Source organism: Micromonospora sp. NPDC018662 (genome assembly GCF_044391475.1).
Classification (GTDB): Bacteria; Actinomycetota; Actinomycetes; order Mycobacteriales; family Micromonosporaceae; genus Micromonospora.
Genome location: NZ_JBISAC010000001.1, coordinates 582,421 through 594,906, shown reverse-complemented (window position 1 = coordinate 594,906; position 12,486 = coordinate 582,421). Strand labels below are relative to the sequence as shown.

Annotated in this window: 11 protein-coding genes; 7 read left to right on the top strand and 4 right to left on the bottom strand. The window is 75.0% G+C overall.

Going from position 1 to position 12,486, the window contains the following annotated elements; all coding sequences use genetic code 11:
* Positions 1-74: 74 nt before the first annotated feature.
* Both ACH495_RS02900 and ACH495_RS02895 read left to right on the top strand, forming a co-directional pair.
* Positions 75-1,409 (top strand): phosphatase PAP2 family protein, encoded by a 1,335-nt coding sequence (locus ACH495_RS02900; protein ID WP_396856050.1) that lies wholly within the window; start codon positions 75-77, stop codon positions 1,407-1,409.
* A 134-nt stretch (positions 1,410-1,543) separates the two neighbouring features.
* Positions 1,544-2,476, top strand: coding sequence for an alpha/beta fold hydrolase (locus tag ACH495_RS02895; RefSeq protein ID WP_396856049.1), 933 nt, complete (start codon positions 1,544-1,546; stop codon positions 2,474-2,476).
* 1 nt (position 2,477) lies between these two features.
* On the opposite strand, the gene ACH495_RS02890 is transcribed toward ACH495_RS02895, so the two are convergent.
* Complete coding sequence (locus ACH495_RS02890) at positions 2,478-2,843, bottom strand: hypothetical protein (RefSeq protein WP_396856048.1); 366 nt, start codon at positions 2,841-2,843, stop codon at positions 2,478-2,480.
* Positions 2,840-6,292, bottom strand: a complete 3,453-nt coding sequence (locus ACH495_RS02885; RefSeq protein ID WP_396856047.1) for an SseB family protein — start codon at positions 6,290-6,292, stop codon at positions 2,840-2,842. The genes ACH495_RS02890 and ACH495_RS02885 overlap by 4 nt, the downstream gene beginning before the upstream one ends.
* 152 nt (positions 6,293-6,444) lie before the next feature.
* On the opposite strand from ACH495_RS02885, the gene mycP reads away from it, so the two are divergent.
* Entirely contained in the window at positions 6,445-7,650 is a 1,206-nt protein-coding gene (gene mycP / locus ACH495_RS02880; protein ID WP_396856046.1) for a type VII secretion-associated serine protease mycosin, read from the top strand.
* 202 nt (positions 7,651-7,852) lie between these two features.
* Here mycP and ACH495_RS02875 read toward each other — a convergent pair whose 3' ends face one another.
* Together ACH495_RS02875 and ACH495_RS02870 are read right to left on the bottom strand one after the other, a co-directional pair.
* Entirely contained in the window at positions 7,853-8,146 is a 294-nt protein-coding gene (locus tag ACH495_RS02875) for a WXG100 family type VII secretion target (protein WP_396856045.1), read from the bottom strand.
* Positions 8,147-8,168: 22 nt separating this feature from the next.
* The gene (locus ACH495_RS02870; RefSeq protein WP_396856044.1) at positions 8,169-8,486 is read right to left on the bottom strand and encodes a WXG100 family type VII secretion target; all 318 of its coding nucleotides are present in this window, start codon (positions 8,484-8,486) and stop codon (positions 8,169-8,171) included.
* 330 nt (positions 8,487-8,816) lie between these two features.
* Between ACH495_RS02870 and eccE the strand changes: the two genes are divergently transcribed.
* From eccE to rarD, 4 genes are all read left to right on the top strand, one after another.
* Entirely contained in the window at positions 8,817-10,526 is a 1,710-nt protein-coding gene (eccE, locus tag ACH495_RS02865; protein WP_396856043.1) for a type VII secretion protein EccE, read from the top strand.
* 48 nt (positions 10,527-10,574) lie between these two features.
* On the top strand, positions 10,575-10,961 hold the full coding sequence (locus ACH495_RS02860) for a phage holin family protein (protein WP_396856042.1): 387 nt from the start codon (positions 10,575-10,577) through the stop codon (positions 10,959-10,961).
* A gap of 97 nt (positions 10,962-11,058) precedes the next feature.
* Positions 11,059-11,490: a GNAT family N-acetyltransferase gene (locus tag ACH495_RS02855; RefSeq protein WP_396856041.1), complete on the top strand. Its 432-nt coding sequence runs from the start codon at positions 11,059-11,061 to the stop codon at positions 11,488-11,490.
* A 52-nt stretch (positions 11,491-11,542) separates the two neighbouring features.
* On the top strand, positions 11,543-12,472 hold the full coding sequence (gene rarD / locus ACH495_RS02850; protein WP_396856040.1) for an EamA family transporter RarD: 930 nt from the start codon (positions 11,543-11,545) through the stop codon (positions 12,470-12,472).
* The last annotated feature ends 14 nt before the right edge of the window (positions 12,473-12,486 follow it).

The window sequence follows — 12,486 nt, the reverse complement described above, 5'->3', positions numbered from 1 at the left end:
CGGCACGCCACCGCCGTCCCCGATGATCGAGTCAGGTCGATGGAACTTCCATCGACCTTCGGGGAAGGACCACCTTGCAACGCACACCTCTGCGGCGGTTGGCCGCACTCGCGCTCACCGCCGTCACCGCCGTCGGTGGCCTGGTCGCCGTCCAGTCACCGGCGGCCGCCGTGCCCCAGGGCTTCGACCACACGATCTACTGGAACAAGGTCCTGCTCAAGACCTACCGGGCCGTGGGCGGCCCGCCGACCGTCCTGGCCCGGGCCGGGGCGATGATGCACCTCGCCATGTACGACGCCACCGCCTCGCTGTCCGGTGAACCGACATACCTCGCGCGGGTCAACCGGATCCCGAACTTCAACTACGACGGCGACGCCAACATGGACATCGCCGCCTTCAAGGTTCTCCAGGCGGTCTTCCCCAGCCGGGACTTCTCCACCGACTACGCCAACTCCCGGGTCTACCCGCCCGTCGGCGAGCCGGGCCCCGAGGGCTGGAGCACCAGCGTCGGCGAGGGCACCGCACAAAACATGATCAACGCGCGGGCGAACGACGGCTCGGGGAACAACACCGCGTACACCCCGACCATCGCCGCCGGGCAGTGGCGACCCACCACCGCCGGCCCCAAGGGCATCGCCGCCAGCCCGAACTGGGGCCGGGTGACGCCGTTCGCGCTGACCTCCGGATCGCAGTTCCGGCCCCCGCTGCCCGGCGGGTTCACCAGCATCACCGCGATGCTGACCAGCAGTGCGTACGCCAACCAGGTCAACGAGGTCCGGCAGTTCGGGGCGTCGAACAGCACCTCCCGCACCACCGACCAGACCCAGGCGGCGTTCTTCTGGGCCAACGACCTCGACGGCACCTACAAGCCACCGGGCCAGCTCTTCACGCACACCCAGATCATCGCCGCCCAACGCGGCGGCTACACCGCGAAGCTCTTCGCGCTGGTCGCCATGGCCATGGCGGACGCCTCCATCGCCGCCTGGGACGCCAAGTACGAGACCGGCATCGACCTGTGGCGCCCGGACACCGCGATCGAGGAGCCACAGAGTGACGGCAACACCGCCACCACGCCCAACGCCGCCTGGGAGCCGCTCTCCACGGCCGCCGACGGCACGCACTTCTCGCCGAACTTCCCGGCGTACATCTCCGGCCACGCCACCTTCGCCGGGGCCTGGGCGGGCATCATGAAGCGGTTCTACGGCACCGACGCGGTCACCTTCACGGCGACCACCGAGGACCCCAACGCCGTCGGGGTGCAGCGCACCTTCACCTCGTTCTCCTCCGCCGCCACCGAGAACGCCCTCAGCCGACTCTGGCTGGGCGTGCACTACCGGTGGGACGCCGACGCCGGGCTGACCACCGGTGACGCGGTGGCGAACCGGGTGTTCGGCAACTACCTCCGCTGACCGGCACGGCGCGGGCCGGCGAGACCTCGCCGGCCCGCGTCACCGGCCGGAGGACTCCGTGTCCTCCCGGAGAATCCCCTGATCCTGAGCACCTGCGGGGCCGGCGGACAACCGCCGGCCCTAGGCTGTGCCCCATGACCGACCAGCGCGGCGGATTCGCCGACGAATCCTGCGTCCTGCCCGAGGGGCCGTGGACGCACCGGTTCGTCGGCGCCAACGGCAGCCGGTTCCACGTCGTCGAGGCGGGCACCGGCCCGATGGTGCTCCTCCTGCACGGCTTCCCGGAATACTGGTACGCCTGGCACGAGATGCTGCCGGCGGTCGCCGACGCCGGCTTCCGCGCGGTCGCCGTCGACCTGCGCGGTTACGGCGCGAGCGACAAGCCACCCCGGGGGTACGACGGCTACACGCTCGCCGCGGACGTGGCCGGCCTGATCCGGGCACTCGGCGAGCGGTCCGCCACCGTGGTCGGCACCGGCGCGGGCGGCCTCATCGGCTGGACCGCCGCCTCGTTCCACCCCACCCTGGTCCGCCGGCTCGTGGTGCTCGGCGCGCCGCACCCGCTCCGGCTACGAACCGCCATCGTCGCCGACCCGCGCGGCCAGTTCGCCTCCGCCACCGCGACGCTGAAGTTCCAGCTTCCCCGCTACGAGCACGTGCTGACCCGGGACGGCGCCGCCGAGGTGGCCGAGATGCTGCGCCGCTGGGGCGGGCCGGCCTGGGTCGACGGCCCGGACTTCGCCGACTACGCCCGGTGCTGCCGGGTGGCGATGCAGATCCCGCAGGCCGCGTTCTGCGCCCTGGAAGGCTACCGCTGGGCGTTCCGGTCGGCGCTGCGGCTGCACGGCTACCGGTTCGTGAAGCTCATGCAGAAGCCACTGGTCACGCCGACGCTGCAACTGCACGGCGCACTGGACCGGGCCTCGCTGCCCCGCACCGCCCAGGGCTCCGGCCGCTACGTCAGCGCCCCGTACGAGTGGCGGCTGCTCGACGGGGTGGGCCACTTCCCGCACGTGGAGGCCCGGGACGTGGTGCTCGGCGAGATCCTGCGCTGGGCGAAGTCCTGACTCAGACCCGCTGCTCGCCCAGCCCGGCCACCTCGGTCGCGGGCGCCCAGCCCTGATAGACGCCGAAGTCGAACGCCTCCAGCCCCATCGCCTCCGCCACCGGCCAGCGGCCTCCGGTGTACTCCACCCGCAACCAGCCCTCGTGCTCGGCCAGCACGATGAACGGCTGCCCCTGCCAGGTACAGGTGGTCCGCACGTACGCCAGGTCCTCGACCTCGACCGCCGGCACCACCCGGACGAACCGGCCGGGGCGTGCCTCGGTGAAGCCCTCGTCCGGTTCCGGCTGGTAGAGCCGGACGTCGTCGCCGTCCGGACTGGCCTGGTACTCCCGGCCGCGCCAGCGGGCCACGTAGCCGTCACGGGTCACGCCCCGTCCGCCTTCCGCCAGAGCAGCGCGTCGGTGTCCAGCACCGCGACCAGTCGGGCGTCGCCGTCCGCGGCGACCCGCCACAGCTCGGCGCCGTGCGGCAACCGGGCACTGTCCACCTTGAACTCGGCGACCACGTCGCTGCTCTCGCCCGGAGCGAAGCCGTTGCCCCGGAACGGGTACCGCTCGATCACCCAGCCCTCCATCGCCCGCATCGCGGCCTCGTTCTGGCCGCCGTACGGGATCCGGTAGAGACTCGGTCGGTAGGCCGGCCAGCGCAGCAGGTAGAGCTCCTCGGCGTCCCGGGAGAACGGGGAGCCGGGGTGGCCCAGGCCGAGCGCGTCGTACAGCTCCGCCGGGGTACGCAGGTGGGCCAGTTCGCCGGCCCGGTGCACGAAACCGGAGACCCGGTCGTAGCCACGCTCCAGGTAGTACGCGAGCTGGCTCGCCGCGATCGCCTTCTGCATGATCACCGGCCGGGTCGGCTTCGTCGCCGGTGCGTCCGGCCGCGGCTCGGCCGTGCGCGCCGGCCCGGCGGCGGGCGGTTCCGGTTCGTTCTCCGGGTCGTCGCCGAGACCCACCTCAGCGGCCCAGTTGGCCAGCGCGAGAACCTGCTCGCCCGGGTACGCCGCGCCGACCGGCGTGCCCGGGTTGATCCGGAACGACCAGGCCACATCCGGCCAGCGGCGGATGAGCTGGACGAACTTGACCCGTACCGTGTCGATCGGCCCTGCGGCGTGATCGGCGAGCCGCTCCGGCGAGGTGTAGACCGCCACGTACCGCACGCCGTCGACCGTCTCGGTGCGCCAGGCGAACCCCGGATCCCCGGGCCGGCTGCCCGGCGCCGAGTCGAACGCGACCGGCAACAGCACCCGGGCCAGCAGCAGCGTGGTGAGGAAGCCGTCGGTGTTGCCGCTGGCGGCAGCCGCCAGCAACTCCTCCTCCACCTCGTTCGCCGGCACGAACTCCGGCTCGACAGCCGGGCGGCTGGTTCCGCCGGTCGCCGGCTCGACGGGCGACCCCTCCGCGGGGACGTACGGAATCGTCTCGGTCTCCGGCGACGGGGCCGGCTCGTCCGACGGCGACGGCACGAACAACGACGTCGTCGGCTCGTCCGACGGCGACGGCACGAACAACGTCGTCGGCTCGTCCGCGACGGGGGCGAACAACGACGTCGTCGGCTCGTCCGCGACGGGGGCGAACAACGACGTCGTCGGCTCATCCACGGCCGGCGCGACCGACGGAGTGGCCGGCTCGTCCGCGACCGGCGCGAAGAACGACGTCGTCGGCTCGTCCGAGGGTGCCGGCGCGAACAGGGCCACCGTCGGCTCGGCCGGGGAGGGCACCGGCTCGAACAGCGATGTGGTGGGCTCCGAGACGGAGGACGCCGCCGGAGCGCCCGGCTGGTCCGGCGACGCCGACGGCGCGAACAGCGGCGTGGTCGGCTCGAACAGCGACACCGTCGGCTCGTCCGGGAACGTGGTCGGCTCGAACAGCGACACCGTCGGATCGTCCGGTCCGGTCGACACCGGTACCGCGTCCACCGGGACGGATGCCTCGGCCGTCGGCCGGATCGGCTCGAACACCGACGTGGCCGGCTCGGTGGCCGGGGACGACGACGGCGGGGTGGCGGCCGGCGGACGCGTCGCCGTCGTCTCCCCCGCCGACTCGGCCCGGTCGGAGCGCAACCCGGTCGCGAACGGCTCGGTGATCGGCGGCTCGCCGGCGAACGGGTCCGTGACCGACGGCTCGGTGACGAACGGGTCGGTGACCGCCGACCCGGTGGGGAACAGATCGGCGGCGAACGGCTCGGCCGGCACCGGCTCCGTGGCGAACGGCTCGGCGGTGAACGGCTCGGGCGCCCGGCGGTCGTCGGCCCGCGCGGGCTCGTCGACGTCGACGACCAAGGGTACGGACGGCTCGGTGGCCTCCGCCCAGGGTGCGGCGGGGCCGGTGGCGGCGTACCCCTCGGTGGCCGGCCCGGTCTCCGCGGGCGCGGTCAGGTCACGGGCCTCGATGACGGTGCCCTCGATGACGATCGGCGTGAAGTCGCGGCGCGGCGCGGGCGGACCGGACACCGGCTCGGCGATCGACGGCGGCAGCGTCTCGGCTTCCGCCGGCTCGTCGAGCGGGGTCCAGCCCGGCGCGTCGCGGTCGGTGAGCGGGCCGGCCCACCGGTCGGGCGCGGGCGGGCCGGAGTGCCGGCGGGGCAGCGTCCGGGGGGTGTCCTCGGGCGGGCGGGCCGGCTGGAACGGTGTGGTGGGTTCGGTCGGCCGCGGCGTCGGCTCGTCCGCCCCCACCCGGAACGCCCGGGTCTGGTCCTCGCGCACCGGCTCGTTCAGCGGACGGCGCCGCGGGAACGGTTGGCCGCCGGCGAACCGGGAGGGCGGCGTCGCCCGCTCGCCGGATCGTCGGGGGGCATCCAGCGGCGAGGGTCGCCGGGTCGCCCGACCCGAGGTGGGCTCGAAGAAGGAGCGGGCCGGCGGTGGGGCCGGTGGCTCGTCCGGCGCGGCGCGGCCGGCGGCGAACGGGTCCGGTTCGTCGGGCCGGCGACGCAGGTCGGTGAGCCAGCCGTCGAGCGCGTCGGTGTCGGGCCCGTCGCCCGCCACGGCGCGGCCGTGGTCCCCGGGCGCCGGGCGGCGGTGTGGCGCGGTCGGGACGCGGCGGCCCAGGAGGGGAACGGATCGCATCGGTACGGTCGCGGGTTCCTCGGCCTGCGCCACCCACCCACTGCGGCCGGGCGGGGCCGGGGACGGCGGTGTCGCGGCGGCGGGAACCGGGACGGACGGCGCCTCGCGGGCGGGTTCCGGGACGCCGAAGCGGGCGGGCGCGTCGCCGACGTCGCGGACCGGCCCGGGAGTGCTGTCGCGAACCGACCCCGGAGTGCTGTCGCGAACCGGTCCGGGAGTGCTGTCGCGGACCGGCCCGGGAGTGCTGTCGCGAACCGACTCGGGAGTGCTGTCGCGAACCGGACCGGGAGTGCTGTCGCGGACCGGACCGGGGACACCGTCACGGGCGGCCCGGGCGGCGCTCTCCACCCGCTCCAGGCGGGCTCGGGCGCCCATGGTCCGGCCGGGCAGCCGGACGTCGCCCCGGGCGAGCTGGGCGACGTACCACGCGGGCAGGTAACCCTCGATCGGCAGGCCCGGGTTGACCGCCAGCCACCACTCCTGGTTGGGCCAGCCGGCGGCCAGATCCGGGTACGCGACGCGGCGCGTGGCGCCAGCGTTCTCGCCCAGACTGGCGCGCAACGCGGCGGCCGAGGTGAACGCCAGCACGTGGGTGCGGCCCTCGGAGGTCCAGGTGCCCCACCCCGCGGTCGGGCCACCGGCGACCGGCAGCACCAGATCGACGCGGGTCAGGACGCGGAAGTACTGCTGCTGGTCCTGCGCCCGCAGCGCGTCCCGCATCGCCACCTCGGCCTCGGTGGCCGGCTCCCATCCGGTCACGGCCACCTCTCCTTCCGTGCACAGGCCACAGGCATCGCCTACAACCTACAAGGTGGTAACAAGATCACAATGGCTGGCCATCGACGGTCGGCCGTGGCGTCGGCGAGGCGCTAACATCCCGTTCCGGAGTCGACACGTTACGGAGGTCGTCGATGCCTCGGCCCCTCGCGCGCCCGACCGCGGTCGCGCTGGCGACCCTCCTCGTCTCCGGCCTGCCGGCGGCCCCGGCGGCGGCCCGCGCGCCGTCCGGCTGCGCCACGCCGCCCGCGCCGGCCCGTCCGGTGGCCGAGCAGCCGTGGCCCCAGACACGGTACGCGCCGGACCGGCTCGCCCCGCTCGCGACCGGCGCGGGCGTGGTGGTGGCGGTGGTCGACTCGGGGGTGGACCGCTCCCACCCGCAGCTCGCCGGCCAGGTGCTGGCCGGCACCGACTTCCTCGACCCGGGCGGGGACGGCACCCGCGACTGCGCCGGGCACGGCACCGGCGTGGCGAGCATCATCGCCGCCACGCCCCGGCCGGGCGTCGCGTTCCGAGGGCTCGCGCCGGGCGCGCGCATCCTGCCGGTACGGGTCAGTGAGCAGCAGGTGGTCGACGGGCGGGACTCGGGGCGTACGGTCGACGCGGCCGACTTCGCCCGGGCCGTCCGCTGGGCCGTGGACCACCACGCCGACGTGCTCAACCTCTCCGTCGTGCTGTACGCGGACGACCCGGCGGTGCGCGCCGCGATCGCCTACGCGGTGCGGCGGGACGTGGTGGTGGTGGCCGCCGCCGGCAACCTGCACGACAACGGCGACCCGCGGCCCTTCCCGGCCGCGTACGACGGGGTGCTCGGCGTCGGCGCGATCGGGCGGGACGGAACGCGCGCCGCCTTCTCCCAGACCGGCCCGTACGTCGACCTGGTCGCTCCGGGCAGCGAGGTGCTGATGGCGGCACCCCGGCAGGGCCATCGCCGGGCGGAGGGGACCAGTTACGCCACGCCGTTCGTGGCCGGCACCGCGGCGTTGCTGCGGCAGTATCGCCCCGGGCTGCACGCGGCCGAGGTCGCCGGGCGGATCGTGGCCGGCGCCGACCCGGCGCCCGGGCGGGGCGAGGGCTACGGCGCCGGGGTGCTCAATCCGTACCGCGCGGTGACCGAGTCGCCCGGCGGGGGGAGCACCCGACCCGAGCACGGGGCCGCGCTCCCGGCTGACCGGCCGGACCCGGCCGCGCTCGCCCGCCAGTCCCGCCGGGCCACGGCCCAGGACCGGGCGTTGCTGGTGGCCGGCCTGACCGGTGGCGCGGCGGCGCTCGTGGCGCTGCTGGCCGTGGTGTTGCCCCGGGGAGCACGCCGACGCTGGCACCCCGCCAACCCAGCCTGACCCACCCCACCCCACCCCACCTCACCCCCAGCGCCGATCTTGCGGTTGGCGCCCGGACGAAACGGGCAGGACACCCGAACCGGTGACCGAAAGTGCAAGATCGCGGAAGCGGGGCGGGACCCGGGGTCCGGGGTCGGGGGGTCGGGGGTCGGAGCGGGGACAGGGGTCGGCCCGGGTGACGGGCACCCGGGCCGCGCCCGGCTCAGTGGAACAGGTTGGCGTTGCGCTTCTCGGTGTCGAGGTAGTCGGCCGCGGAGTCCTCCACCGCGAGCTTGATGTCGCGCAGCATCGCCTGCATGTCCTGCGAGGCGGCCCGCCACCGGGCCTGTCGCTGCTCGTACGCCTCACGCGCCGCGCCGTTCCAGCTCGCCACCAGTGGTGCCGCGTCCCGTTCGAGCTGCCCGAGCTGGCTCTCGAGGGTGGTCAGCGCCCGTTGGATGTCGGCGCCGGCCTGATGCAGGGCGGCGAAGTTGACGACCAGCACACCGTGCTCCATGGGTTCGAATCCTTTCGATGATCTAGAGCGGCAGCTGGATGTCGCGGTTGGTGCCGGCCACCCGGCCGGCGGCCTCGGTGTCGGAGACGTCGTACTGGCGGCCGGCGGTGCGGATCGCGGTGGCGGTCTCGCGCAGTGCCCGTTGCAGGGTCGCCTGGTCCTGCGCCCACTGCTGCTTGACCTGCGCGAAGGAGCGCCCGCCGGCGCCTCGCCAGGCCTGCTGCAACACCTCCAGCTCGGCCATCAGGCCGCTGAGCATGGTTTGCAGCGACTGGTCGACCTGCTCGAACTTCGCGGCGGTCTGCTGCATCACCGCGGCTTCTGCCTGGGTCTGGGACATCCCGGACGTCACCTCGTTTCCTCGGTCGTGGCTGGCCACCGGCGTGACCACCGTGGACTCGTCGGCGCGGCGCTCGCGGCCGCCGGAGGGGGAGGGAGACGGCGGGCGCACACGCAACGATTTTCGTCGCTGACGGTAGCCGTCCCAGTCCGGTTCTGCTACCCCCCGGGCCTCCCCTGTGGACAACGACCCCACTACGATGTGCCACGGCGGCGTCGCCCGGCGGACCGGCGAGGAGGTGCGGTGACCGCGAGCACGACGGACCGGCCCGCGCCCGCGCCGGTGCCACCCCCACAGTGGAGGGTCCGACGGGTCCGCGCCGGACAGATCGTGACGACACAGGTCGCGGCCGCCGTGTTGGTGGCCGCCGTGGGGCGGGGTGTCGTGCCGACCGCCGTCGCACTGCTCGCCGCGGTGCTGCTGCTGCCCGCCGCGTGGGTCCGGTTCCGGGGCCGGTGGCTGCACGAGTGGCTCACCGTCGGCGCGGCGTACCTGAGCCGTCGCCGCGCCCTGCCGCCGGCGACCGATCCTTCGGCGCTGCTGGACCTGGTCGGGCCGGGCACGGTGGTGCACGCCGCGGAGCTGGCCGGCGGCCCGGCCGCGGTGCTGCACGACGCCGCCGGGCTGACCGCGCTGCTGGAGCTCGGCGACCCGGACGACCTGCTCGGCGACCGCACGCAGGCGCTGCCGGCACCGCCCGACCTGCTCCCGCCCGCCGGTCCGGAGAGCCCGCCGGTCCGGCTCCAACTGGTCTTCTCCGCCTCGCCCGCCCCGGTGCCGGCCGTCGCGTCCGGTCCGGCCGGGACGTCCTACCGACAGCTCACCGACGGCCGGCTGGCCGGCCGCGCCCGGGTGGTGCTGGCCGTACGGGTGCTGCGGGCCGACGGCTGGTCGGACGAGGATCTGCTGCGGGCGCTCTCCGGCACGGCCCGGCGGATCGTCCGCCGGCTCGGCCCGCTCGTCGGCCGGCCGCTGGGCGCACCGGCCGCGTTGCGGGTGATCGCCGAGCTGGCCCACCACGAGGCCGGTGCCCCGGTCCGGGAGTCCTGGCCGCTGCTCACCGTGGGTGGGCTGCCGCAGGCCACCTGGCGGCTGCGTCGCTGGCCGGATCCGCGCGGCGAGGCCGCCCGGGGGCTGGTGCCGCGGTTGCTGGCCGTGCCGGCCACCGCCACCACTGTCGCGCTCTGCGTCGGCCCCCGTGCCGATGCCGGGCCGCCCCCGACCGAGCTGACCGTCCGGGTGGCCGCCGGGAGCGCGGCGGAGCTGGCGGTCGCCGAACGGGCGCTCCGCCGGGTGGCCGGCGACGCGGGCGGGGAGCTGCGCCGCCTGGACGGCGAGCACCTGGCCGGGTTGGCCGCCACCCTGCCGCTGGCGGTGACCGGCGGCGGGGTGCCCCCGGCCGGGTCGCCGCCCGCCACGCTGGACCTGCCGGTCGGCGGCTCCGGCCTGATGGTGGGCGCCGACCGGCGCGGCGGCCCGCTCACCGTCCGCCTGTTCCGGCCGGCGACGACCCGGGTACTGCTGGTCGGCGGCGTGCCCGCCGCGCAGCTGCTCGTGTTGCGGGCGCTGGCGCTCGGCGCCCGGGTGGCGGTGCAGACCGCCCGGCCACGCGCCTGGGAGGCGTTCGCGCGGGGGGTCGGCGGGCCGGGCGACGCGGTGCCGCTGCTCCCGCCGGGGCGGCCGGTCGGTGGCGCGCCCGGCTCGGCGCTTCGGCCGTTGCTGCTGGTGGTCGACATCGGTCCGGTGCCGCCGGAGGCCGGCCCGGCGGCGGCCTGGCAGTCGGTGCTGGTGGTCCGCGACGAGCTGACCCCGGCGGACACCCCGGCGCTGGCCCGCGCCGATCTGGCCGTCCTCCAACCGCTCGACCGGGCCGAGGCCGAGCTGGCCGGCACCGCGCTCGGTCTCGGCGGTTCCGCCGACTGGCTCACCCGGATCCGCGACGACATGGTGGCGGTGGTCAACCGGCGGGCGCTGCGGTGGGCCCTGCTGTCGCCGACGCCTGTCGAGTCGCAGTTGGTCGGTCGTCCGGCCCGCCACTGAGGCGTGCACGCTTCCGCCGGTGGGGAGCGGCGTGGCACGATCCCGGCCATGGATTTCCTGAAGGGCCTTCTGATCCGGGTGGCGTCGACGGCGGTGGCCTTCTGGCTCGCCACGCTGCTCATCCCGGGCATCACGCTCGACTCCGGATCCGCCACCGAGACGGTGACGACGCTGGTCCTCGTCACGGTGATCTTCGGCGTGGTCAACGCGGTGCTCCAGCCGATCATCAAGACCGTGGGCTGCGGCTTCTACCTGCTCACCCTCGGTCTGATCGCCCTGGTGGTGAACGGCCTGCTCTTCCTGCTCACCAGCTGGATCGCCGGGGAGGCCGGGCTGCCCTTCCACGTGGACGGGTTCTGGCCGGCGGCGGTGCTCGGCGCGCTCCTCGTCGGCATCGTCACCTGGATCCTGGGCGCGGTCCTCGACCGCGACTGAGACCGCGACGCCCGCCCGGCGCTCCGACCGGGCGGGCAGGCCAGTACGCGGGAATTGGCTGGCGAACGGCTCCGGGGGCGGCACTAGCCTCGGCCGGGTGTTCACAGTGACGCGGGCCGACGGCTACCAGCTCAGCACCGATCCCGACCGGCTCGACCTGGGCCGCGTGCACACGTGGCTCGCCACGGACGCGTACTGGGCGCGGGGGCGGGACCGGGAGACGGTCGAGCGCGCCTTCGCCGGCTCGATCGGCTTCGGCGTCTACCGCCCCGACGACGGCCGGCAGGTCGCGGTCGGCCGGGTGGTGACCGACCGGGCCACGTTCGCCTGGCTCTGCGACGTCTACGTGGACCGGGCCGAGCGGGGCCGCGGGCTGGGCACCTGGCTGACCGCCGGCGTCCGCGACCACGTGGCCGAGCTGGGCGTACGCCGGATCATGCTGGCCACGCTGGACGCGCACGGCGTGTACGGCAAGCTCGGCTTCCGGCCGGTGGCGGCGGACCGGTACATGGAGCTGGACGCGCGGTGACACCGCTCACCAGAAAGGATCAAGAGCCGGTTTCACCACTTACGGTGGAGCGGTGAACCAGCTCCGCCTCGGCTATCTGTACGGCATCGGCGCGTACCTGCTCTGGGGTTTCTTCCCGATCTACCTGAAGCTGCTCCGGCCGGCCGGGCCGGTGGAGATCCTCGCCCACCGGATCGTCTGGTCGGTGGCGTTCGTGGCGTTGCTGCTGGCCGCGATGCGCCACGTCGGCTTCCTGCGGACGCTGGCCCGACGACCTCGGGCGCTGGCCGGCATCGCGCTCGCCGCCGCGCTGATCGCGGTCAACTGGGGCACCTACATCTACGGCGTGAACTCCGACCGGGTGGTGGAGACCGCGCTCGGCTACTTCATCAACCCGCTCGTCTCGGTGCTGCTCGGCGTGGTCGCGCTGCGGGAGCGGCTGCGCCCGGCGCAGTGGGCGGCGCTCGGCGTCGGCGCGCTCGCGGTGGCGGTGCTCACCGTCGACTACGGGCGGCTGCCCTGGCTGGCGCTGACGCTCGCGTTCAGCTTCGCCGGCTACGGCCTGGTCAAGAAGCGGCTCGGCCTGCCCGCCGCCGAGGGGCTCTTCGTCGAGTCGGCGGTGCTGGCGCTGCCCGCGCTGGCATACCTGGGCTGGTTGTCCGCGCGCGGCGACTCGACGTTCGGGCACGTCTCCGCCGGGCACACCGCGCTGCTGGTGCTGGCCGGCGCCGCCACCGCGATCCCGCTGCTGTTCTTCGCCGGCGCGGCCAACCGGCTGCCGCTGTCCACCGTCGGCATGCTGCAGTACCTGGCCCCGATCCTCCAGCTCGGCTGCGGCGTGCTGATCTTCCACGAGCCGATGCCCCCGGCCCGACTGGCCGGCTTCGCCCTGGTCTGGCTGGCCCTGCTGGTCTTCACCACCGACGCGCTGCGCCACACCCGCCACACCCGCGCCGCCGCCCGGGCCACCACCCCCTCACCCCCCACCCTTCTTCCGCGCTGATTCACGGAAAGCGT

Excerpts from the sequence above, each read along its gene's own strand:
- ACH495_RS02895 (WP_396856049.1), top strand. The coding sequence starts at position 1,544 with ATGACCGACCAGCGCGGCGGATTCGCCGACGAATCCTGCGTCCTGCCC.
- mycP (WP_396856046.1), top strand. The coding sequence starts at position 6,445 with ATGCCTCGGCCCCTCGCGCGCCCGACCGCGGTCGCGCTGGCGACCCTC.
- ACH495_RS02875 (WP_396856045.1), bottom strand. The coding sequence starts at position 8,146 with ATGGAGCACGGTGTGCTGGTCGTCAACTTCGCCGCCCTGCATCAGGCC.
- ACH495_RS02870 (WP_396856044.1), bottom strand. The coding sequence starts at position 8,486 with ATGTCCCAGACCCAGGCAGAAGCCGCGGTGATGCAGCAGACCGCCGCG.
- ACH495_RS02860 (WP_396856042.1), top strand. The coding sequence starts at position 10,575 with ATGGATTTCCTGAAGGGCCTTCTGATCCGGGTGGCGTCGACGGCGGTG.